The organism is Crossiella sp. CA198 (assembly GCF_052078295.1).
In the GTDB taxonomy this organism is placed as follows: Bacteria; Actinomycetota; Actinomycetes; order Mycobacteriales; family Pseudonocardiaceae; genus Crossiella.
Window position 1 is genome coordinate 257,322 of record NZ_JBQJIM010000014.1, and the last position, 19,382, is coordinate 276,703.

At 72.0% G+C, this 19,382-nt stretch carries 17 protein-coding genes; 5 read left to right on the forward strand and 12 right to left on the reverse strand.

Annotation, left to right across the window (positions count from 1 at the left end):
* Positions 1-40 precede the first annotated feature (40 nt).
* From ACTOWY_RS24600 to ACTOWY_RS24615, 4 genes are all read left to right on the forward strand, one after another.
* Entirely contained in the window at positions 41-1,402 is a 1,362-nt protein-coding gene (locus tag ACTOWY_RS24600) for a dienelactone hydrolase family protein (RefSeq protein ID WP_441312018.1), read from the forward strand.
* A gap of 121 nt (positions 1,403-1,523) precedes the next feature.
* Positions 1,524-1,910 carry a hypothetical protein gene (locus ACTOWY_RS24605; RefSeq protein ID WP_441312019.1) on the forward strand — a complete coding sequence of 129 codons (387 nt, stop codon included), beginning with the start codon at positions 1,524-1,526 and terminating at the stop codon, positions 1,908-1,910.
* A gap of 13 nt (positions 1,911-1,923) precedes the next feature.
* Positions 1,924-3,444, forward strand: a complete 1,521-nt coding sequence (locus tag ACTOWY_RS24610; protein WP_441312020.1) for an alkaline phosphatase D family protein — start codon at positions 1,924-1,926, stop codon at positions 3,442-3,444.
* Positions 3,445-3,462: 18 nt separating this feature from the next.
* Positions 3,463-3,639, forward strand: coding sequence for a hypothetical protein (locus ACTOWY_RS24615; RefSeq protein ID WP_441312021.1), 177 nt, complete (start codon positions 3,463-3,465; stop codon positions 3,637-3,639).
* On the opposite strand, the gene ACTOWY_RS24620 is transcribed toward ACTOWY_RS24615, so the two are convergent.
* The 11 genes from ACTOWY_RS24620 to ACTOWY_RS24670 form a co-directional block, all read right to left on the reverse strand.
* The gene (locus tag ACTOWY_RS24620; RefSeq protein ID WP_441312022.1) at positions 3,636-4,415 is read right to left on the reverse strand and encodes a putative protein N(5)-glutamine methyltransferase; all 780 of its coding nucleotides are present in this window, start codon (positions 4,413-4,415) and stop codon (positions 3,636-3,638) included. The genes ACTOWY_RS24615 and ACTOWY_RS24620 overlap by 4 nt on opposite strands.
* Before the next feature lie 169 nt (positions 4,416-4,584).
* Positions 4,585-5,223, reverse strand: a complete 639-nt coding sequence (locus ACTOWY_RS24625; RefSeq protein ID WP_441312023.1) for a response regulator — start codon at positions 5,221-5,223, stop codon at positions 4,585-4,587.
* Positions 5,220-6,386 carry a sensor histidine kinase gene (locus ACTOWY_RS24630; protein ID WP_441312024.1) on the reverse strand — a complete coding sequence of 389 codons (1,167 nt, stop codon included), beginning with the start codon at positions 6,384-6,386 and terminating at the stop codon, positions 5,220-5,222. Before ACTOWY_RS24630 ends, ACTOWY_RS24625 begins: the two co-directional genes overlap by 4 nt.
* Complete coding sequence (locus tag ACTOWY_RS24635; RefSeq protein ID WP_441312025.1) at positions 6,383-7,501, reverse strand: DUF418 domain-containing protein; 1,119 nt, start codon at positions 7,499-7,501, stop codon at positions 6,383-6,385. The genes ACTOWY_RS24630 and ACTOWY_RS24635 overlap by 4 nt, the downstream gene beginning before the upstream one ends.
* Before the next feature lie 81 nt (positions 7,502-7,582).
* Positions 7,583-8,212, reverse strand: coding sequence for a suppressor of fused domain protein (locus tag ACTOWY_RS24640; protein WP_441312026.1), 630 nt, complete (start codon positions 8,210-8,212; stop codon positions 7,583-7,585).
* Between the two features lie 17 nt (positions 8,213-8,229).
* Positions 8,230-9,015: an alpha/beta fold hydrolase gene (locus ACTOWY_RS24645; protein WP_441312027.1), complete on the reverse strand. Its 786-nt coding sequence runs from the start codon at positions 9,013-9,015 to the stop codon at positions 8,230-8,232.
* On the reverse strand, positions 9,012-10,289 hold the full coding sequence (locus ACTOWY_RS24650) for an alpha/beta hydrolase-fold protein (RefSeq protein WP_441312028.1): 1,278 nt from the start codon (positions 10,287-10,289) through the stop codon (positions 9,012-9,014). The genes ACTOWY_RS24645 and ACTOWY_RS24650 overlap by 4 nt, the downstream gene beginning before the upstream one ends.
* A 49-nt stretch (positions 10,290-10,338) precedes the next feature.
* A complete protein-coding gene (locus ACTOWY_RS24655; RefSeq protein WP_441312029.1) occupies positions 10,339-13,257 on the reverse strand; it encodes a BTAD domain-containing putative transcriptional regulator in 2,919 nt (972 codons plus the stop codon).
* Between the two features lie 5 nt (positions 13,258-13,262).
* Positions 13,263-14,504: a cysteine--1-D-myo-inosityl 2-amino-2-deoxy-alpha-D-glucopyranoside ligase gene (mshC, locus tag ACTOWY_RS24660; protein WP_441312030.1), complete on the reverse strand. Its 1,242-nt coding sequence runs from the start codon at positions 14,502-14,504 to the stop codon at positions 13,263-13,265.
* A 272-nt stretch (positions 14,505-14,776) separates the two neighbouring features.
* A complete protein-coding gene (locus ACTOWY_RS24665; protein ID WP_441312031.1) occupies positions 14,777-15,952 on the reverse strand; it encodes an MFS transporter in 1,176 nt (391 codons plus the stop codon).
* 22 nt (positions 15,953-15,974) lie between these two features.
* Positions 15,975-16,862, reverse strand: coding sequence for a patatin-like phospholipase family protein (locus tag ACTOWY_RS24670; RefSeq protein WP_441312032.1), 888 nt, complete (start codon positions 16,860-16,862; stop codon positions 15,975-15,977).
* A 265-nt stretch (positions 16,863-17,127) separates the two neighbouring features.
* Here ACTOWY_RS24670 and ACTOWY_RS24675 point away from each other — a divergent pair, with 265 nt between their 5' ends.
* Positions 17,128-18,726, forward strand: a complete 1,599-nt coding sequence (locus ACTOWY_RS24675) for an ABC-F family ATP-binding cassette domain-containing protein (RefSeq protein ID WP_441312033.1) — start codon at positions 17,128-17,130, stop codon at positions 18,724-18,726.
* Positions 18,727-18,820: 94 nt separating this feature from the next.
* Here the strand turns inward: ACTOWY_RS24675 and ACTOWY_RS24680 are convergent, their stop codons facing one another.
* A complete protein-coding gene (locus ACTOWY_RS24680; protein WP_441312034.1) occupies positions 18,821-19,072 on the reverse strand; it encodes a hypothetical protein in 252 nt (83 codons plus the stop codon).
* Positions 19,073-19,382 lie beyond the last annotated feature (310 nt).

The following is a 19,382-nucleotide window of genomic DNA, read 5'->3' on the forward strand; positions in this document are numbered from 1 at the left end:
TCCCGTGTACGCAACCTCCGCAAGGAAAGGAGAGCACTCCGTGCTGCTCCGGATCAAGCTCGCCACGCTGCTGGCGACTGTCGCCACTCTTGCCTCCGCCTTACCTGGGCACGCCCAACCGGCGGCCAAGGCGGAGCAGACCAGTTTCACCAGGGACGGCCTGTCCTTCCCGGCCATCGTCACCTCCCCCGGCACTCCCGGCCGTCATCCGGCGGTGGTGCTGATCAGCGGTTCCGGGGCCACTGAGGCGGACAACATGCTGCCCGAGGCGCAGGCCTTCGCCAGGGCCGGGATCGTCGCGCTGACCTACCGCAAGCGCACCGAGGGCTACTCGAAAGTGCACCGCGACTACACCCAGCTCGCCGATGACGCCCTGGCCGGGATGACGCAACTGCTGAAGAACCGCCCGGATGTGGATCCGGCCCGGATCGGCCTGCTCGGCTTCTCCGAGGGCGGCTGGGTGGCGCCCCTCGCGGCGACCCGCTCGGACGCGGTGAAGTTCCTGATCACCGTGGGCGCCAACGGATTGACCCCGGCCCGGCAGGAAACCTGGGCGGTGGCCAACCGGGTCCGCTGGCACGGCATCCAAGGCTCGATGGGGCACCTGCTGCACACCGCGATGCGCCAGGTCACCGAGGGCGGGGTGTTCCCGGAACCGTTCTACGACCCGGTGCCCACCCTGGCCAAGGTGACCGTGCCGGTGCTCGCGGTCTGGGGTGGTTACGACGTGCTGACCCCGCCGGGGGAATCCCTGGAGGTCTACCGGGACACCTTCGCCCGCACCGGACACCGCCACCACACGCTCAAGACCTACCCGGACGGTCAGCACCGGATCCTTGGCACCGACGACCGCGGCTTCACCAAGCGCGCGGACTACCAGCCCGGCTACCTGAACCTGTTGGGCGAGTGGGTGAACACCGTCGCCTTCGGCCCGCCAGTGTCCACTGTGGACGCTGCGGCCAAGCAGGACGCGCGCACCCTGCCGCGAGAGCCGCTCGGCTGGTGGGAGGCGGGCTGGCTGCAGCTGGCCGTGCTGGCGCTGCTGCTGATCGCCTTCCTGGGCTACGGGATCGGCGCGCTGCGGCGCACCCGCTCGGTCCGCCCCGCGCGCTGGCTGGCCGGACTCGGCTCGGCCGCGGTGCTCGGCGCGCTCGGCTACCTCGGATTCCTGTTCACCAGCAACGCCTTCCACGTCGGCGGGCCGATCATCCTGGGCCGTCCGCTGCCCTGGCTGGCCGTGCAACTGCTGTGGGTGGCGACCGTGGTGGCCGGAGTGCTCACCGCGCTGGCCTGGCGGCGGGAGAAGGCGAACGTGACCGCGCGGTTCCGGCTGCCGCTGCTGCTGGCCGGGACCGCGGTGCTGGTGCCGTTCGGCCTGTACTGGGGCCTGTTGCTGCCCTGATCCGCAACCGCTGAACGGCGCTACCGTGCCCCGGACACCTCATGTTAGGAACTGACTGTTCCTGCGGCAAGGTTGCCAATGGGTAACCATGCCGTGCCGTCCCCCACCACGGCAGGTGTCCATGCGGAGAACACTGTCACGTCCCTTGGTCGTCGGCGGCGTCGCGTTAGCGGCGGCGCTGTCGGCGACCCCGGCCGCGCTGGCCGATTCCAGCCGCTGCACCGCGGACGCGGCCTGCGCGGGCAAGGCGAGCTTCAAATCCCTCGGCGAGGTCTTCACCCTCACCGACCAGGTCGGCGACGGGCACTCCGCGGTGCTCCTGTACTGGCTGCCCGACGGCACCGGCCCGCACCTGGTGTGGAACCCCAACGGCAAGGGCACCAGCGTCACCGCGAACCTCGAACTGGGTGAGGGCAGCTGGGTGCACTACCGGGTCTGCCTCGGCGAACACGGCAGCAAGGACGTCCTGGAGAACACCTGCGGCGCCCCCATCACCGACCGAGCCTGACCGGAGGATCCCGATGTCGCTGAACCGTCGCCTGTTCCTGGTCACCGGCCTGGCCGCCACCGGAGCCCTGGCCGCTCCCGGAATCGGACTCTCTGACGCCCCCGCCCGCAGGCTCGCGCCCCTAGCTGACCCCTTCACCCTGGGTGTCGGCTCCGGCGAACCGCGGCCGGACGGCATGGTGCTGTGGACCCGCCTCGCGCAGAACCCCCTTGACCCCGACGGTGGCATGGGCGCCGCCGCGGTGGAGGTCGAGTGGCAGCTGGCCACCGACGCCGCGATGACCGCGATCGTGGCCTCCGGCAAGGAAACCGCGGTCGCCGCCGAGGGCCACAGCGTGCACGCCGAACCCCGCGGCCTGCAGCCGGGCCGGGAGTACTTCTACCGCTTCCAGGCAGGCACCGCCCTCTCCCCCGTCGGCCGCACCCGCACCGCACCGGCCGCTGGCACCGAACCAGCCAAGCTGACCTTCTCCTTCGCCTCCTGCGCGCACTTCGAGGAGGGCTGGTACCACGCCTACCGCTACCTGGCCGCCGACCGACCCGACCTGGTGCTCTTCCTCGGCGACTACATGTACGAGAAGCCTTCCGGCCAGGCCACGAAGGTGCGTGGCTACACCGATTTCGACGAGACCGACACCCTCGGCGAGTACCGGATCCGCTATGCCCAGCACCGCCTGGACCCGATGTTGCGGGCCGCGCACGCCGCCGCGCCCTGGCTGGTCGTCTTCGACGATCACGAGCTGCGCAACAACTGGGCAGGCGGGCACACCGAACCGGCCGCGGCCCGCAGACAGGCGTCCTTCCAGGCGTTCTGGGAGAACATGCCGTTGCCCAAGGCGATGAAACCGGCCAGCGGCAAGATCAACCTGTATCGCGGGGTCGCCTGGGGCTCCCTGGCGCGCTTCCACATGATGGATACCCGGCAGCACCGCTGGTTGCAGGCCCCGGCCGGTAGTTGCGCGGAGATCACCAAGGAGGCCCGCACGCTCACCGGCGCGGCCCAGGAGAAGTGGCTCCTCGATCGGCTGGCCGTGAAGGACTCGCGCTGGGACATCCTGGGGCAGCAGGTGTTCTTCGCCCAGCGCGACACCGACGGCGCGGCCGGGACCTGCGATGTCAGCACCGACGCCTGGGACGGCTACCGGCGCAACCGGGAACGCCTCACCCAGGGCTGGATCGACCGCGGCGTGCGCAACCCGGTGGTGCTCACCGGCGATGTGCACCGGGCCTGGGCGAACAACCTGCGGCTCAACTACTTCCAGCACTCCTCGCCGATCGTGGGCGCCGAACTGGTCACCACCTCGATCACCTCGCACAGCTCCACCACCGTGCCTGGCGGGCTGGACAAGAACCCGCACCTCAACTACGTCGGGCACACCCGGGGCTATGTGCGGGCCACACTGACCCCAGCCCAGCTCACCGCGGAGTTCATGCAGGTCTCCTCGGTGCTGGAGAAGGATCCGGCGAAGGTGACGCTGTCGGTGGCGCGCCGGTTCGCGGTGCTGGACGGCAAGCCGGGCGTGCAGCGGCTCTGAGGCGGTTACCGTGGGGACATGGCACAGCTCGGTGAACTGTTTCCCAGCCGCAAGCTCGGCAAGGTGACCACGAACGAGGACGACGACGGCGAGAAGTTCGAACGCGGACCCCTGGACCTGGAGTCCGGTGTCGTGCGGTTCGGCCGCCCCGCACCCCGCAAGGCGGCCGAACCCACGAACGATCCGGAGAGCTAGGCCGGGCGCTGGCCGATGACCACGGTGGCGCCCGCCTCCTCGTCCTCGGCGATCTCCGGGACCAGGCCGTGCCGGGCGAAGGTGGCCGCGGTGTGCGGGGCCTGGCGGCTGCTGGTCTCCACCAGCAGGTGACCGCCGGGCGCCAGCCATTCCAGGGCGTCGGCGGCGACCCTGCGTTGCACGTCCAGGCCGTCCGGTCCGCCGTCCAGGGCCACCCACGGTTCGTGCAGGCGGGCCTCGGCCGGCAGCAGGCCGATCGCGTCGGTGGGCACGTACGGCGCGTTGGCGACCAGCACGTCGATGCGTCCGCGCAGGTCGGCGGGCAGTGGCTGGTACAGGTCGCCCTCGTACACCGCGCCGAGCAGGTTGCGGCGGGCACAGCGCACCGCGGCCGGGTCGATGTCGGCGGCGTGCGCCTCGACCTCGCCGAGTTCGGCCTCGATGGCCGCGGCGACCGCGCCGGAGCCACAGCACAGGTCCACCAGCACCGCCCCGGGCTTGGCCAGTGCGACGGCGCGGCTGACCAGGAACTCGGTGCGGCGGCGGGGCACGAACACGCCGCGGTCCACCACGATGCGCAGCCCGTGGAACTCCGCCCAGCCCAGCACATGCTCCAGGGGTTCACCGGCGATCCGGCGCAGCACCATGGCCTCGACCTCGGCCGGGCCGGTGGCGGTGTCGTGGATGAGCCGGGATTCGTCCTCGGCGTAGACGCACCCCGCGGCGCGGAGCCGGGCGATGGTGCTGGGGGTGGTTCGAACGGAGAGAGTCGTCATGAACGCGCCTTTCGGGTGGCCGATAGGGGCGCTCGGGATCGACGCGGTCAGGCGGACCGCGGGACCGGGTGGCGAGAGCACCCCGCTGCACAAGCGGTAATGGGTCCCACCTCCTCGGTCGATCCGGTGTTGAGGCGGCCAAGGCTACACCAGCGCCACCGCCGGGGACTCAGTGGTTCAGGATTCCGCGCTGGTACCCGGCGGCGACCGCGGCGGCCCGGTCGGGCGCGTCCAGCTTGGCGAACAGGTGCAGCAGATGGGTTTTCACGGTGGCCTCGCTGATGTGCAGCACGGCGGCGATCTCCCGGTTCCCCTTGCCCTGGGCGACGAGCGCGAGGACCTCGCGCTCCCGGTTGCTGACCGTGCCGCCGCGCAGTGCCCGCGGCGCGCGGACCCGGTTGACCAGGCGGGCGGCCACCGTCGGCGAGAGCACCGTCTCGTCCCTGGCGGCGGCGCGCACGGCCCGGAACAGCTCCTCCCTTGGCGCGTCCTTGAGCAGGTAGCCGATGGCCCCGGCCTCGATCGCGGGCAGCACGTCGGCGTCGGTGTCGTGGGTGGTCAGCACCAGGATCCGCACCTCGGGGGCGCGTTCGCGGAGCAGCCGGATCAGGGTGGCGCCGCTGGGTTCGGGCATCCGCAGGTCGGTGACCACCACATCCGGGCGCAACGCGGCCACCAGGGTCAGCGCCTCGTCGCCGCCGGCGGCCTCGCCGACGATCTCGAAATCGGGCTGGCTGCCGAGCATGCCGCGCAACCCGTCCCGCACCACCGGGTGATCGTCGACCACCAGCAGCCGCAGCGCGCTCATGGCCGTGCCGCCAGCACCGGCAGGGTCACGTTGACCGCGGTGCCCTCGCCGGGCGCGGATTCGACGGTGACCGTGCCCGCGAGCCGGTGCACGCGTTCGCGCAGCGCGGTCAGCCCGAAGCCGTCCGCCGTGGCCGGGTCGAACCCGGTCCCGTTGTCCAGCACGTCCAGCACGACCACATCCTCCATGTAGGACAGGGTGAGATCCACCCGGTCCGCGCGGGCGTGCCTGCCCGCGTTGGCCAGGGTTTCCTGGGCGGCGCGCAGCAGGGTGATCTCCAGTTCGGGGTGCAGTGGCCGGGGGTCGCCGGTGATCACGCAGGTGGCCACGGCCTGGTGCTGGTCCCGCCAGGTGGCCACGGCCTGGCCGATCGCCTCGCCGAGCCTGGCCTCGCGCAGCGGGCCGGGGCGCAGCGCGTCGATGGCCCGGCGCACCTCGACCAGGCTGTCCCTGGCCAGCCGCCGGGCGGTGGCGATCCGGCCGCGCACCGGATCGCCGTCGGCGGTGAGCGTTTCGGCGACCTCCAGCTGGGTGACGATGCCGGTCAGGCCCTGGGCCAGGGTGTCGTGCATCTCGCGGGCCACCCTGGCGCGTTCCTCGACCACGGCGGCGGCGCTGGCCAGCCGGGTGTTCTCCTCGGCCATCGCGGTGAGCCGGGTGTTGGCCTCGCGCCGCCGGATCCCCTCGCGTTCCATCGACCGGATGATCCAGCCGATCATCCCGGCCATCGGGGTGGCGAAGGCCAGGTTGACCAGCACCGACCGCGGGTCGGCGCCGGCGGGCAGCAGGAAGATCCCGCTGGTGGCCAGCACGCCGAGGTAGGCCAGCGCACCGGGCAGGGTGACGAAGGCGAGCGCGTAGCAGGCCGGGACGAACAGGGCGAAGGCGTTGTCCAGCCGGACCAGCGTGGCGGTGGCGGCGAGCAGTCCGGTGAAGTAGACCGCCATCGGTCCGCCCGCGCGTTCCGGCCAGCGCGGGTGGGCCAGCACGAACCAGCCGTGCCAGCCGCTCAGCAACGCCACCAGCGGCAGGATGACCGGCCAGGCCGTGGCATCGGAGACCAGCGAGACGGCGGTGGCCAGGGCGAGCAGCGGGTAGGGCGCCAGTGCCCAAACCCGGTTCCACCGGTGTTCGGCCTGTTCGCCCCGCTGGTCCTCGATCATGCCCGCACCGTCCCCCGTCGCGCTCGGCTGCCGTGCACCAGTCGCCGCAGCAGCGCTTCGGCGGGTCCGGTCCGGCCCGCCCGGCGCAGCAGTTCGGCGAGCACCACCGAGATCATCCAGGTTGCCAGCGCCAGCGCGGCCACCCCCGCCGAGCCGAGCACGCCGCCGAGGGCGAGGGTGTAGGGCTTGAGCAGCAGGGTGAACACCACCGACTGGAACAGGTAGCCGCTCAGCGAGCGTTGTCCGCAGGCGGTGATCGCGGTGACCACGGGTCCGCGCCGCTGCCCGATGCGGGCGGCCAGCAGTCCCAGCAGCGCGCCGTAGCCGAGGCCACCGGCCACCCCGGTGACCGCGTGCAGGGCCGAGAGCGCGAACAGCGAGCCGGCGGGCGGGGTCCAGAAACCGCCGGTGGCCAGGCCGGTGGGCAGACCGCCGAGCACACCCAGGGTGATGCCGATGGCCGCGGCGCGGATCAGCAGCCCGCGGTGCGCACCGGGGTCGGTGAACAGGCCGCGGCGGGCCGCCCAGACGCCGGCCAGCGCGGCACTGACCACGCCGATGATCCCGAACGGGGTCATCACCCACTCCAGGGGATGCAGGCTGAACGCGGTGCCAGGGTCGGCGATCGCGAAAGACCAGAGGTGGCTGCGCTTCTCCCCCGGCGGGGTGGCGTGGGCCATGCCCTGGATGAGCGCGACCACGGCCAGCCAGCCGGTGGCCAGGATCAGCAGGGTGCGGTCGGTGACCTTGGTCAGGCAGGTCAGCGCCAGCCCGAGCAGGCCGTAGAAGCCGAGCACGTCGCCGGGGAAGAGCAGCAGGGCGTGCGTGCAGCCGAAGACGATCAGCCACCGGCAGCGCCGCCGCACCACCGGGGTGGCCTGCGCGGCGACGCCGTAGGCGAACAGGGCGGCGAAGAGCGGGTAGGCACGGGTGTCGACCAGGGTCGCGGTGAGCAGGCTGACGATCCGGTCCAGCAGACCGGTCTCGACGATGTGCTGACGTAGGCCGTAGGGGCGGGCGTAGAGGTAGAGGGCCGAGTTGGCCACGGCGATCAGCGCGAGCATGCCGCCCCGGGCGAGGTCCGGGGTGAGCAGCCGGTTCTGGCTGTAGGACATGGGATTGAGCCTGCTGATCACAGCCCTGGACGACATCGGTCGGCTGGTTGCGCGCCGCCCTCCACCGTGGCCGCGCCGGGGTCAACCGGATGGTGGATGCGCGCGGACCGGGTCGGTGATCAGCAGCGGGTTGCCGGTGGCGAGTTCGGCGAGCACCCGGTCCGCGCCGTGCTCGCGGATCCGGGCTTGTTCGGCCGGGGTGAGGCCGACTGCCTGCAGGAACAGCACCTTGCCGTTGGGGGTGGCCAGCTCGCCCAGGTCGGGGTCGACGGTGAGGGCGTAGCCGGTCAGGCCGGTGGGCGGGGCGTCCGGCAGGCTGGGGTGGCCGGTGGCGGGGCGGCGCAGGTCGAGGCGGTGGCCGGGTTCCAGGATGACCAGGCGGGTGTTCACGTGCCGGGCCAGGTGTTGCACGATCTCGAACGGCCAGGCCGGGGCGGTGGTTTCGGGGCCGCGGCGCACCCGCAGGGTCAGCTCGAAGCCCCAGCCGGAGAATTCCGGGTCCTCCTCGGGACCGGCCTGGTGCAGTTCGCTGAGGCCGTAGCCGATGTAGTGCCAGTGCCCGTCGGCCGGATAGGCCACGCAGCCGGCCAGCGCGCCGCCCGGTTCGCCGCGGCCAGGCCGGTAGCCGACCCGGTGTGGCACCCGGTCCGGGTAGAGCCGGGCCAGGGCGGCCTCGATCGCGTCCTGGCCGGGCGCCGGGCGGTCGGTCATCGGCGCATCATGCCGGTTCAGGCGGCCCGGTGCAGGAAGCCGCGCACGGCCGCGGCGAATCCGGCCGGATCGTCGTCGTGGATCCAGTGCCCGCACCCGGGCAGCTCGACCAATTCCACCCCGGGCCGGACCATGTCGGCGGCCAGTGCGGCGGGCAGCATCGGGCTGTGCTGCCCGCGCAGCAACAGGATCGGGCAGCGCACGGCCAGCCAGTCCGGCCAGTGGTCGCCGAGCCCGCCGCGCTGGGTGGCGGCCAGATCGGCGTGGTCGAAGCACAACCGCCAGCCCTGGGCGGTCTCGATCGCGCTGGCCATGAAGTAGTCCACCACCGGCACCAGCCTGGCCACCGCCGCCCGCAACTCCGCTTCGGAGTCGGCCAGCAGTGGCCAGCCGGTGAGGTCCAGTTCGGGGTGTTCGACCTCGGGTGTCCGCATGACCGCGCCGAAGTCCTCGACGATGAGCGAGCTGACCAGGTCCGGGTGCCGGGCGGCGAGCTGGAAGGCGTTGAGCCCGCCAAGGGAGTGGCCCAGCACCGGTAGTGGCCCCAGGTCCAGGTGGCGCAGGAACTCCGCCGCGTCGGCCACGAACTCCGCGCGCCCGAAATCGCCGCCGTGCTCGCTGCGCCCGTGTCCGCGCTGATCCAGCGCGAGCACCCGGAACTCCGGGCCCAGATCGGCCGCCAGTCGCGCGTACTGGCTGCCCCGCCCGAAACTCCCGTGCAGGGCCAGCAAGGGCCGTCCCGGTCCGCCGAAGTCGACGTGCCCGAACCGCCGTCCACGAAGGTCCACAGTGGACTCGATCATGCCGACGCTCCCGGCAGCAGCGTGCACAGGCCGCGGATCACGTTGCGGCGGAAGGAGACGAACTCGTGCCCGCCGGGCGCCTCGAAGTAGTCGACCTGGTTTCCTTTGGCCCGCAGCACGGTCCGGAAGTGCCGGTTGGCCGCGCGCGGGTCGACGCCGGGGATCCACGGCACGTTCCCGGCTTCCAGGATCCCGCAGTCCAGCCAGAACCGGACCGGCACGGCTGGCGCGTCGGCGTACTGCCGGGTGAGCCATTCCGGTTCGCCGTCCTTGCCGCCGAGGGTGGCGGCGATGGGGTGGTCGGCGTAGCCCCACCAGAAGGAACCGGAGCTGGACAGCACGTTGCCGTAGACCTCGGGCCGTTCGAGGGCGGTGTAGGCCGCGGCCAGCCCGGTGAGGCTGTTGCCCGCCAGGACGGTGCGGGCGGGGTCGGTGGTGACGTCGAACTCGCGCAGCAGCGGCGGCAGTTCGTCGGCGAGCAGCATGGTCAGCGCCGGGTTACAGGTGCTCTCCCGCAGCCGCGCGCCCGGCCGGTCCGCGACCTCCGGGGTGTGCACGAAGGCGACCACGGCCGGGGCGAGCGCGCCGTCGGCGATCCGGTTGTCCAGCGCGGTCGGCAGCTCGGCGACCCGGGTCCAGCACTCCCCGTCGAGCATGACCACCAGCGGAAACGGCCCTTCGCCGACCGGCGGCCGGTACACGGTGACCCGGCGCTCGTTGCCCAGCGCGGCCGAGGTCAGCCGCAGTTCGGTCAGGGTGCCCGCGGGCGCGCCTGCCGGGGTGAACCAGGGGGCGGGTTCGGCGCCGGGGAGTTCGAGGATCGAGTCCCACTGGTGTTCGGGCAGGTCGAGGCGTCCGGCGATGAGGCCGGTCTGCGGGTAGAGGCGCTTGTCGTTGAAGGGATCCGCGCGCCAGCAGCCGACCTGGCGGCGCAGGGCTTCGAAGGCGTCGCCGATCAGGTCACCGGCGGGCGGTTCGTCCACAATGTACTGATAGCTGCTGGTGACCTCGGCGGGCACGGTGGTGGACAGGTGCCAGATGTCGGTGCCCGCAATGCGGTGCATCGGGTGCGAGGGCGCGAGGTGGTCGGGGAAGAGCTGTCCGGCGCGGATCGAGACGCGCTCGGCGGGGCCGAGCCAGACGAAGGTGACGAGCACGGATCCGGGGGTGCCGGGGGCGGCTTCGATCAGGGGGCCGCCGGTGGTGCGGAGGTGGGCGGCGAGGTTCTCGGGGGTGGTGGCGAGCGCGGCGAGCGTCGGGCTGGTGATCGTCACGGCGACCTACCTTCGGGCACGGGCGGCCGTGGCGCAACCGGGTTCCGGATCAGCCGAGTCCGGCGAGGAACTCCGCCGCCCGCCTCATGCCCAGCGAGCTGCCGGCCTGCCGGAACTGCTCCGCCGCCCGCTCGCCCAGTTCGGCGGCCTTCGCGATCGAACCGAGGGCCGCGTGCACCTCGGCGCATTCCAGCACCGCCCGCGTGGCGAATACCCTGGGGTCCGACCGGCCGGTCTGGTGCTGGGCAGGCTCGATGATCGGCAATGCCTCCCGCGCCCGGCCCATCGCGCGCAGTGTCTCCGACAACCGGATCCGGGTCTCGCCGAGGATGCCGCCGGTGTCGTGGCCGAGTTCGGCGAGAGCCTCCTGGTGACAGCCCAGGGCTTGGGCGAGGCGACCGGCCCTGCGGTGCAGCAGGCCGAAGACGTTGAGTGCCGCTGCCCGCAGCCGATGGTCGTGGGCGTCGGCGATCCGGTCGTACACCTCGTGTGCGATGGCGTGGGCCTCAGCGTCTTGGCCGACTTCGGCGAGGACTTCGGCGAGCCAGATCTTCATCGACATGGCGCTGTGCCAGAACTCGCCCTGGTCGGTGATCTCGACGGCCGCACGGAGCCGGGCGATGGCTGGCTCGAACCGATCGCTTTCCCAGTGCCCGGTGGCCAGGCAGGCCAGGAAACCGGACCGGTCGCCCACGTTGGACTCCAGGGTCAGGCCCAGTTCGGCCTGACGGATGAGTTCTTCGATCTCACCTAGCGCCCACAGCCCGTTGACCAGGGTGTAGATCGCCCGGACCTGCGCGTCGACGTCGCGGGCCGCGGCGCAGCGCCTGCTGAGTTCGCCTGCCTTGGCGAGCAGCTCGGGTGACCAGCCGTGCCGGAAACCGGCGATCAGCAGCCGGCTGGACTCGACGGCGCGTTGCGCGGGCTTTCCCGCGGTCAGCTCGTAGGCGTGGTCGATCAGTTCGGCGGCGAGGTCGTTGGAGCCCAGGGTGATCAGGTGTTCGCCCAGGTTGAGCGCCAGTTCGGCTTCGGCGTCCTGATCGCCGTCCTTGGCCGCGGCTTGCTGCCCGGCGGCGCAGACCGCGGTCAGCTCGCGGGAGAGGCCATGGCGAAGCAGATCCGGCACCAGCGCGGCGGCCAACTGGTGGCAGGCGCGGCACGGGCCCTGCTGGGCGGCGTGCTCGACGGTGGCCAGCAGCACCACGCGTTCGGCGGCCAGCCACTCCGGGGCGGCGGCTGCCGCGGTGGCCGCGTAATGCTCGATGAGCCCGTCCAGCGCTTCCGGTCCGTCCACGTCCTCGGCGACCAGTTCCGCGGCGTAGAGCCGGAGCAGGTCGTGGCTGGTGTGCCGGTCGTGCTCGGCGGTGAGCAGGCCCGCGGTGGTCAACTCGGCCAGCAGCGGGGCGGCGTCGGCGCCGCAGAGCGCGGTGGCGGCCGGGGTGGTGATGTCCGGGCCCGGGATCAGGCCGAAAAGGCGGAACAGGCGGCGGGCAGCCGGGCTGAGGCGTTGGTAGGACTGGGCGAAGACGCCGCGGACGGCGGCGTCGGGGTCGCCGGTGATGGACAGTGCGGAGAGGCGGTTGCCCGCACGCAGGCGGGTGACGTGGGTGGCCAGGTCGGCTTCGTCCAGGGCGTTGGCGGCGGCGATGCGCAGGGCCAGCGGCAGGCGGCCGCACAGGTCCAGGAGGTCGCGGGCGGCGTCGGGGTCGGCGCTGACCGCCTCGCCGAGCAGGCTGGTGAGCAGGCCCAGGGATTCCTCGGTGGTGAGGACGCCGACCGGGCGGGCGTGCGCGCGGGGCAGGGCGAGTTCGGCGCGGCTGGTGGCCAGCACGGCGCACTCGCCCAGGTCGGGCAGCAGGGCGGGGTCGGCGAGGTTGTCCAGCAGGACCAGCAGGCGTCGGCCCGCGGTGATCTCGTGCAGCAGCGTGGTCAGCGCGGGGGCGTCGGCGGGGAGGTCGGCCGGGGGCAGGCCGAGGGCGCGCAGCAGACGGGCCAGCACCTGGGCCGGGTCGGTGATGGCGCCGGTGGTGTAGCCGCGCAGGTTGACGTGCAGCAGCCCGTCGGGGAACCGGGCGCGCAGGCGGTGGGCCAGGTGCACGGCCAGTGCGGTCTTGCCGATACCGGGCGGGCCGGAGAGCAGCACGGTGGCGCCGGGGCGCAGCACGCTGTCCAGGTCGGCGAGCAGGCCGGTGCGGCCGATGAACGCGCCGATGTCGCCGGGGAGCTGGTTGACCGGCCGCCAGGTGGGGGCGGGGGTGGTCTCGCCGGTGAGGATGGCCTGGTGGGCGGCGCGCAGGGCCGGACCGGGTTCGGCGCCCAGTTCGGCGGTCAGCAGGGTGCGGGCACGCTGGTAGGCGGTGAGCGCCTCGCCCTGGCGGTCGCCCCGGCGCAGGGCGAGCATGAGCAGCCGCCAGAAGCCTTCGTGCAGTGGGTGCCGGGCGGTGAGCACCTGGAGTTCGGCCACCAGGTCGGCGTGCGCTCCGGCGGCCAGGTCCAGTTCGATCCGGCGTTCCAAGGCGCGCAGGCGTTCGGCTTCCAGGCGGGGGGCTTCGAGTTCGCGCAGCCCCCCGGCCGGGATGCCCTGCAACGCGGGTCCGCGCCACAGTTCCAGGGCTTCGTGCAGCCGCTGCCGCTCCCCCTGCCCCTCGGTCAGCAGCGCCCGGAACCGGTGCACGTCCAGGGTTTCCGGCGGCACCGCGAGCCGGTATCCGGCAGGCTCGGTGTGCAGCAGGTCCGCGCCGAGCTGCCTGCGCAGCCGGGACACGTAGGTCTGCACGGTCGCCTTGGCCCGTGCACCTGCGCCCTCGGGCCAGAGTTCGCGGACCAGGTCGCCGACCGGGACCGTGCGGCCGGCCCGCAGCAGCAGGCAGGCCAGCACGATCCGGTGCTTGCTCGCGTTGATCTCGACCGGCCGCCCGTCGATGATCACCTCAAGCGGGCCGAGCAGGCGGAAGTCGAGAGCGGGCACGAAAGCTAGAGTGCCACGCCCAGCAGCGCGTCGACCGCGGCCCGCACCAGCGCGGGCGCGGCCGGGTCGCCGCCGGCCCGCTGTTCCAGGGCTTGCGCGGCCCAGGCGTCCACGGCGGACAGGGCGCGCGGGGTGTCCAGGTCGTCGGCGAGGTGGTCGCGCAGCCGGTCCAGCAGGGCCTGGCCGTCGGGTCCGGCGTCCAGGGCGACCGCGGCCCGCCAGGTGTCCAGGCGGTGCTGGGCGGTGTTGAGCAGCGCCGCGCTCCACGGCCGGTCGGCCCGGTAGTGGTCGGCGAGCAGGCCAAGGCGCACGGCCATCGAGTCGACCTTGTCCGCGCGCAGCCGGGAGACGAAGACCAGGTTGCCGCGGGATTTGGACATCTTCTCCCCGTCCAGCCCGATCATCCCGGCGTGGCTGTAGTGCCGGGCGAAGGGCTGGAACCCGGTGAGCGCCTCGGCGTGCGCGGCGCTGTACTCGTGGTGCGGGAAGATCAGGTCGGACCCGCCGCCCTGCACGTCAGGGCCCGCGCCGAGCCGGTTGAGCGCGATCACCGAACACTCGATGTGCCAGCCGGGACGGCCACGGCCGAACTCGGAGTCCCAGGCCGGTTCGCCCGGTCGTTCCAGCCGCCACAGCAACGCGTCCAGGGGGTGCCGCTTGCCGGGGCGGTCCGGGTCGCCGCCGCGTTCGGCGAAGTAGCCGAGCATGGTCGGCTCGTCGTAGTTGGACTCGTAGCCGAAACGGCCGGTGGCGTTGTGGTCGAAGTAGATGTCGGCGTACTCGTCGTCATCGACCCGGTAGGCCGCGCCCGCGGCGAGCAGCTTGCCGATGGCCTCGGTGATCTCCGGGATGGCCTCCACCGCGCCGACGTAGTGCCGCGGCGGCAGCACCCGCAGCGCCTCCATGTCCTCCCGGAACAACGCGGTCTCCCGCATGCCCAGCACCACCCAGTCGTCCTGGTCCCGGATGGCGCGTTCCAGCAGCGGGTCGTCGATGTCGGTGACGTTCTGCACGTAGTGCACGTCGTGCCCGTTGTCCAGCCACAGCCGGTGCACCAGGTCGAAGGCCAGGTAGGTGGCGGCGTGGCCGAGGTGGGTGGCGTCGTAGGGGGTGATGCCGCAGACGTAGAGCCGGGCGGTGTCGCCCGGGGTCGTCGGCCGGACCTCCGCGGTGGCGGTGTCATAGAGCCGCAGCGGGCGAGGGGAACCGGGGAGCCGGGGTACCGGAATTGACGACCAGGTCTGCATTCCTCAGACGATAATCAACAGTTCCGCATGAGTCACAGCCCACCGCGCTTCCGCGTGATCCTCCCAACATCAGGGAATTAGCAGGTAGTGACATTGGCGCGCTCCGCGCGCGGGATTTTTCGCTCTTAGTCGCCTTGTCGTGTACCCGCCGCACGCGAAGCAAGCTTCGGATGCGTCGGGCACACGACAAGGCAACGCGAAAAATCGGTACCCCGCCACTGGTTAAAGGCCCGCCGTGTCGCTGGCGCGCCACGCCTTTTCGCGAGCCGATACTACCGGCGTACGGCCGCCACTGGCAGGGAGCGGCCCAGCAGTGGCAGGGCTGCGGTGGCCAGGGCGAGGACTCCGGCGAGCACCAGCCACGGAATCGCCGGGCCGAAGGCGGTCAGGCCGATCAACGCGGGTGCGACCACGTTGGACACGCCGAAGGAGTACTGGAACGTGGCCACGTACCGGCCGCGCCTGCCGGGTGGGGCACTGGCCTCGGCCAGTGCGGTGGAAGTGGGCGCGTGCACCAGGGCGGCCGCGCAGTAGATCAGGGTGATCGCCAGCAGGTAGGGCAGCTGCCACGGCGCGGGCACCAGCAGCGCGGCCGCGGCGGCCAGCGCCCAGCAGATCCACAGCACTCCGGCGCCCAGCAGCGCGGTGGTGCGCGGGATGTCGCGCAGCCAGTGCACCACCGCGACCTGGAAGAACAGCCGGAACACGGTGCTGACGATGATGACCGCGCCGATCGTCCAGGCCGGGGCGTCCAGCACCAGGCGCAGGTAGACCGGGACGCCGAGCACGAACAGGTCCCCGGCCAGGGCGAAGGCGAAGTTGACCAGGATCAGGCCCAGGTAGGGCCGGTCCCGCAGCAGCAGCCGGAATCCGCCGTCGCCGGGCGCGCTGGGCAGGTGCGCGACCGGCCGGACGTAGCGCAGCAGGATGGCCGCGCACACCAGGAAGCTGATCGCGTTGCCCGCCGCGACCAGCCGGTAGGCCCACTCGCCCTGCCCGATCAGCAGTCCGGCCACCCCGCCGCCCACGCCGAAGCACACCGACATGGTGACCCCGGCCAGCGCGAACGGCTTGTCCTTGACGATCTCGGTGGACAGGTCGGCGATGAGCACGAACACCGAGCAGTAGAACCCGCGCTGCCCGGCCGCCAGCAGTGCCGCGGCCAGGAACGCCTCCGGCACACTCGTCGCGACCAGGTACAACACCGCGCCGGCCGCCTGCACGAACTGGGCGGTGACCAGCACGGCCCTCGGCCCCCACCGGTCGACCAGGTGCCCGGCCAGCGGCGGCACGAGCAGGCCGACCGCGGTGCCCGCGGCGCCGATGATCCCGGCGGTCGGCAGGTCCAGGCCGATGACGAAGGTCAGGTACAGCACGCTGACCGGCAGGAACACCCCGGTGCCGAAGGAATCCACCCCAAGCGCGACCAGCAGCGCGTTTCTCCCCATGTGGTCCAGACAACCAGAGGGGTCAGGGGGTGCCGGGCGACGGCCCCGCGGGATGTCCGTAAAGTCCGGGTCCGTCCACCCGCAGCCGGGACAGGAACTCGGTGCACTCGGCGTAGGAGCTGGCGATCAGCTCGCTGGTGAACCGGAAGTCCAGTGGGGTGACCGGGCGGGCCGGGGCGCCGGGCAGGTAGACGATCGGCGCGAACTCCGCGCAGCGGGTCGCCTCCAGCACGGCCTGGTTGCGGGTGGCCAGGGTGGCCCAGAACAGCAGGGTCTCCGGCAGCGAGCCGGGCACGCCGGGCAGGTGGCCGGGGAAGGCGCAGTCCAGCACGATCAGCGATTTCGCGCCCATGCTCAGCGCTTGCCGCACCGGCACATTGGCCAGCACGCCGCCGTCGTAGAGCACCTGCCCGCCGATGCGCACCGGCGGGTAGATGCCGGGGATGGCGGCGCTGGCCAGGATCGCCGGGACCAGGTCACCTTCGTGCAGCAGCACCGGCAACGCGGTGACGGCGTCCACCGCGACCGCGCCGAAGGGCAGTGCGAGGTCGCTGAACCGGGTCGCACCGTCCAGTCCTTCGGCGAGCACCTCGGCGAGGCCGGTGTTGCGGAACAGGTGGTTGCGCCCGGCTCGCAGCGTGCGGAGTTGCTTGAGCGGGCCGCCGGGGAAGACCCGGGAGCGGGTCATCCTCGCCCACATCCGGGTGAGTCGTCCCGCCGCGTGCTCCGGGTCCAGGGCCAGCAGCGAGCCGTTGACCGAACCGACCGAGGTGCCGATCACCAGGTCGGGGCGGATGCCGTGTTCGGCCAGCGCGCGGAGCATGCCGACCTGGATGGCGCCCAGGCTTCCGCCGCCGCCGAGGACAAACCCGACCGGGGTCGGCAGGCCGTGATCCAGCACGGCGAGCATCGTCTCATGTGGACTGAGCGAAATGGGGTTGCGGCGCGATCCGGGCGGTCTTAACGTGGAACGCGTCCCATTGCCGTCCCAGGGAGTGCAGGTTGACCGGCTGAGGTTGCGAGTCACCGCGACGTTGAGGCATGTCCGCCTCCGCCCGTGCTCGGACCTGGCCGCTCCCTTCTTGGACGCGTTGCCTCCCTCCTGAGTTGTGCCGTCGCCGTGCGCTCGCCCGTCGCCCCCTTCTTTTCTCGCGACGACTGCCCGGGAGGTGCGCATGAGCGCATCCATTGTGTGTTCCGCGCTCGGATTCCGTTGGCCGGACGGGGATTCCGTCTTCACCGACCTCAACCTGCTCATCGGCGAAGGCCGCACCGGGCTGATCGGGGTCAACGGTTCCGGGAAATCCACCCTGCTGCGGCTGCTGGCCGGTGAGCTGACCCCGGCCTCCGGGTCGATCAGCATCACCGGCGAACTCGGCTACCTGCCGCAGACCATCACGCTGGACGCCACCAGGAGGATTGATGACGTACTCGGTATCACGGCGCAGCGCCAAGCCCTCGCGGCGATCGAATCCGGTCGCGGCACCGAAGCCGACTTCGGGACCGTCGGGGAGGACTGGGACGTCGAGGAACGCACCAGGGCCACCCTCGACCGGCTCGGCCTCGGCCACCTCGACCTCGACCGCACCGTCGGAGCCGTCTCCGGAGGTGAGTCCGTCCTGCTCGCGCTTGCCGCGCTGCTGGTGCGACGGCCGCCGGTCCTGTTGCTCGACGAACCGACCAACAACCTGGACCTTCGTGCCCGCCGCCTGGTGCACCGCGCCGTAGCGGACTGGCCGGGGGTGCTGGTGGTGGTCTCGCACGACCGGGAACTCCTGGACCTGGTGGACCGGATCGCGGACCTGCGCGAGGGCGAGGTCCGGTACTACGGCGGCAATTTCACCGACTACGAGGCCGCGGTGGCCGCCGAGCAGGAGACCGCGCAGCGCCTGGTGCGCGCGGCCGAGCAGGATTTGCGGCGGCAGCAGCGGGAACTGGTCGAGGCACGCACCAAGCTGGACCGGCGGCAGCGGTACGGGCAGAAGATGAGTGAGCAGAAACGGGAGCCCAAGATCGTGATGGGCAACCGGAAACGGGCCGCGGAGGTCTCGGCCGGCAAGCACCGGAACATGCATCTGGAGAAGCTGGCCGAGGCCAAGGACCGGGTCAAGGAGGCCGAGGAGGCGGTGCGGGTGGATGAGGAGATCCGCATCCGGTTGCCGCACACCGAGGTCCCGCCCGGCCGCGAGGTGCTGCGACTGTCCACAGTGGAATTGCGCAACGGTCCGGTGCTCGATCTGGACCTGCGCGGGCCGGAGCGGATCGCGCTGGTCGGGGCGAACGGCTCCGGCAAGACGACCTTGCTGCGCACCATCGCGGGCACCCTGGCGCCGGTGTCCGGGGAGGTGGCGCTGAAGGTGCCGATGCGCTGGCTGCCACAACGCCTGGATGTCCTGGACGACCGGTTGTCCACGATCGACAACGTGGCCGCGGCCGCGCCGGAGGCCTCGGCGCAGTCGATCCGGGCCCAGCTGGCCAAGTTCCTGCTGCGCGGCCGCAAAGCCGAGCAGCGGGCAGGCACCCTCTCCGGCGGCGAACGGTTCCGGGCCACGCTGGCCACCCTGTTGCTCGCCGAACCCGCCCCACAGCTGTTCCTGCTGGACGAGCCGACGAACAACCTGGACCTGGCCAGCGTCGCCCAGCTCACCCAGGCGCTGACCGCCTACGCGGGCGCGCTGGTGGTGTCCAGCCACGACATCCCGTTCCTGCGCGGCCTGGGCATCACCCGCTGGCTGCACCTGGACGGCGACCTGACGGAGGTAGACCCCATGTGACCCACCCACCACGGCCAACGCTCGCGCGGGCGGCGGAGCCCGAGCTGGAACTGGTCGCGGGCAACCGCGGCGGCGACCGGCTCGGGCTCGCCGTTCAGTCGGTCTTGGTGCCCGGCGGGTATCCCTGCTCCGGGTCCCACGGTTCCGGACGCTTGCCCGCGAACAAATGCACGTAGCCGCACGATTCGCAGATCAGGCCGAGTGCCGACCGGTTGGCCCAGGCCAGGCCGAGGAACTCCGCGCCAGTGCTGTTGAGCTTCACCTCACGGGACCAGAACTCCCGGTCCCCGCAGACCAGACAGCGCAACGCGCGCCCGCGCACGGTGGCGAGCCGAGAAGTCGACATACCCACATCATGCCAGAACGCGCCGTCACGGTGATCAAGGAAAGCGGCAGCAGACGCGCTTTCCCGAACCGTCCACTTGACCCACCCACCACGCCCAACCCGCTGACCCATTCCGGCCAACACACCGTCCACAACGGCCAACACGCGCGAGGGGTTCAACCCTCCCCGGCGTGTTGGCCGTTGGGTGGTTTCTAGCGGTTGTTGCGTCACGGTGGGCTAGCGATGCTGGGCCAGGAGCGTATGCATGCGCTGGGCTGGGTTGTCCCAGCCCAGTGTCATGCGTGGTCTGCGGTTGAGTCGTTGCGCGATC

Coding starts and splice junctions, on each gene's coding strand:
- ACTOWY_RS24605 (WP_441312019.1), top strand. CDS start 1,524: ATGCGGAGAACACTGTCACGTCCCTTGGTCGTCGGCGGCGTCGCGTTA.
- ACTOWY_RS24610 (WP_441312020.1), top strand. CDS start 1,924: ATGTCGCTGAACCGTCGCCTGTTCCTGGTCACCGGCCTGGCCGCCACC.
- ACTOWY_RS24615 (WP_441312021.1), top strand. CDS start 3,463: ATGGCACAGCTCGGTGAACTGTTTCCCAGCCGCAAGCTCGGCAAGGTG.
- ACTOWY_RS24620 (WP_441312022.1), bottom strand. CDS start 4,415: ATGACGACTCTCTCCGTTCGAACCACCCCCAGCACCATCGCCCGGCTC.
- ACTOWY_RS24625 (WP_441312023.1), bottom strand. CDS start 5,223: ATGAGCGCGCTGCGGCTGCTGGTGGTCGACGATCACCCGGTGGTGCGG.
- ACTOWY_RS24630 (WP_441312024.1), bottom strand. CDS start 6,386: ATGATCGAGGACCAGCGGGGCGAACAGGCCGAACACCGGTGGAACCGG.
- ACTOWY_RS24635 (WP_441312025.1), bottom strand. CDS start 7,501: ATGTCCTACAGCCAGAACCGGCTGCTCACCCCGGACCTCGCCCGGGGC.
- ACTOWY_RS24640 (WP_441312026.1), bottom strand. CDS start 8,212: ATGACCGACCGCCCGGCGCCCGGCCAGGACGCGATCGAGGCCGCCCTG.
- ACTOWY_RS24645 (WP_441312027.1), bottom strand. CDS start 9,015: ATGATCGAGTCCACTGTGGACCTTCGTGGACGGCGGTTCGGGCACGTC.
- mshC (WP_441312030.1), bottom strand. CDS start 14,504: ATGCAGACCTGGTCGTCAATTCCGGTACCCCGGCTCCCCGGTTCCCCT.
- ACTOWY_RS24665 (WP_441312031.1), bottom strand. CDS start 15,952: ATGGGGAGAAACGCGCTGCTGGTCGCGCTTGGGGTGGATTCCTTCGGC.
- ACTOWY_RS24670 (WP_441312032.1), bottom strand. CDS start 16,862: ATGCTCGCCGTGCTGGATCACGGCCTGCCGACCCCGGTCGGGTTTGTC.
- ACTOWY_RS24675 (WP_441312033.1), top strand. CDS start 17,128: ATGAGCGCATCCATTGTGTGTTCCGCGCTCGGATTCCGTTGGCCGGAC.
- ACTOWY_RS24680 (WP_441312034.1), bottom strand. CDS start 19,072: ATGTCGACTTCTCGGCTCGCCACCGTGCGCGGGCGCGCGTTGCGCTGT.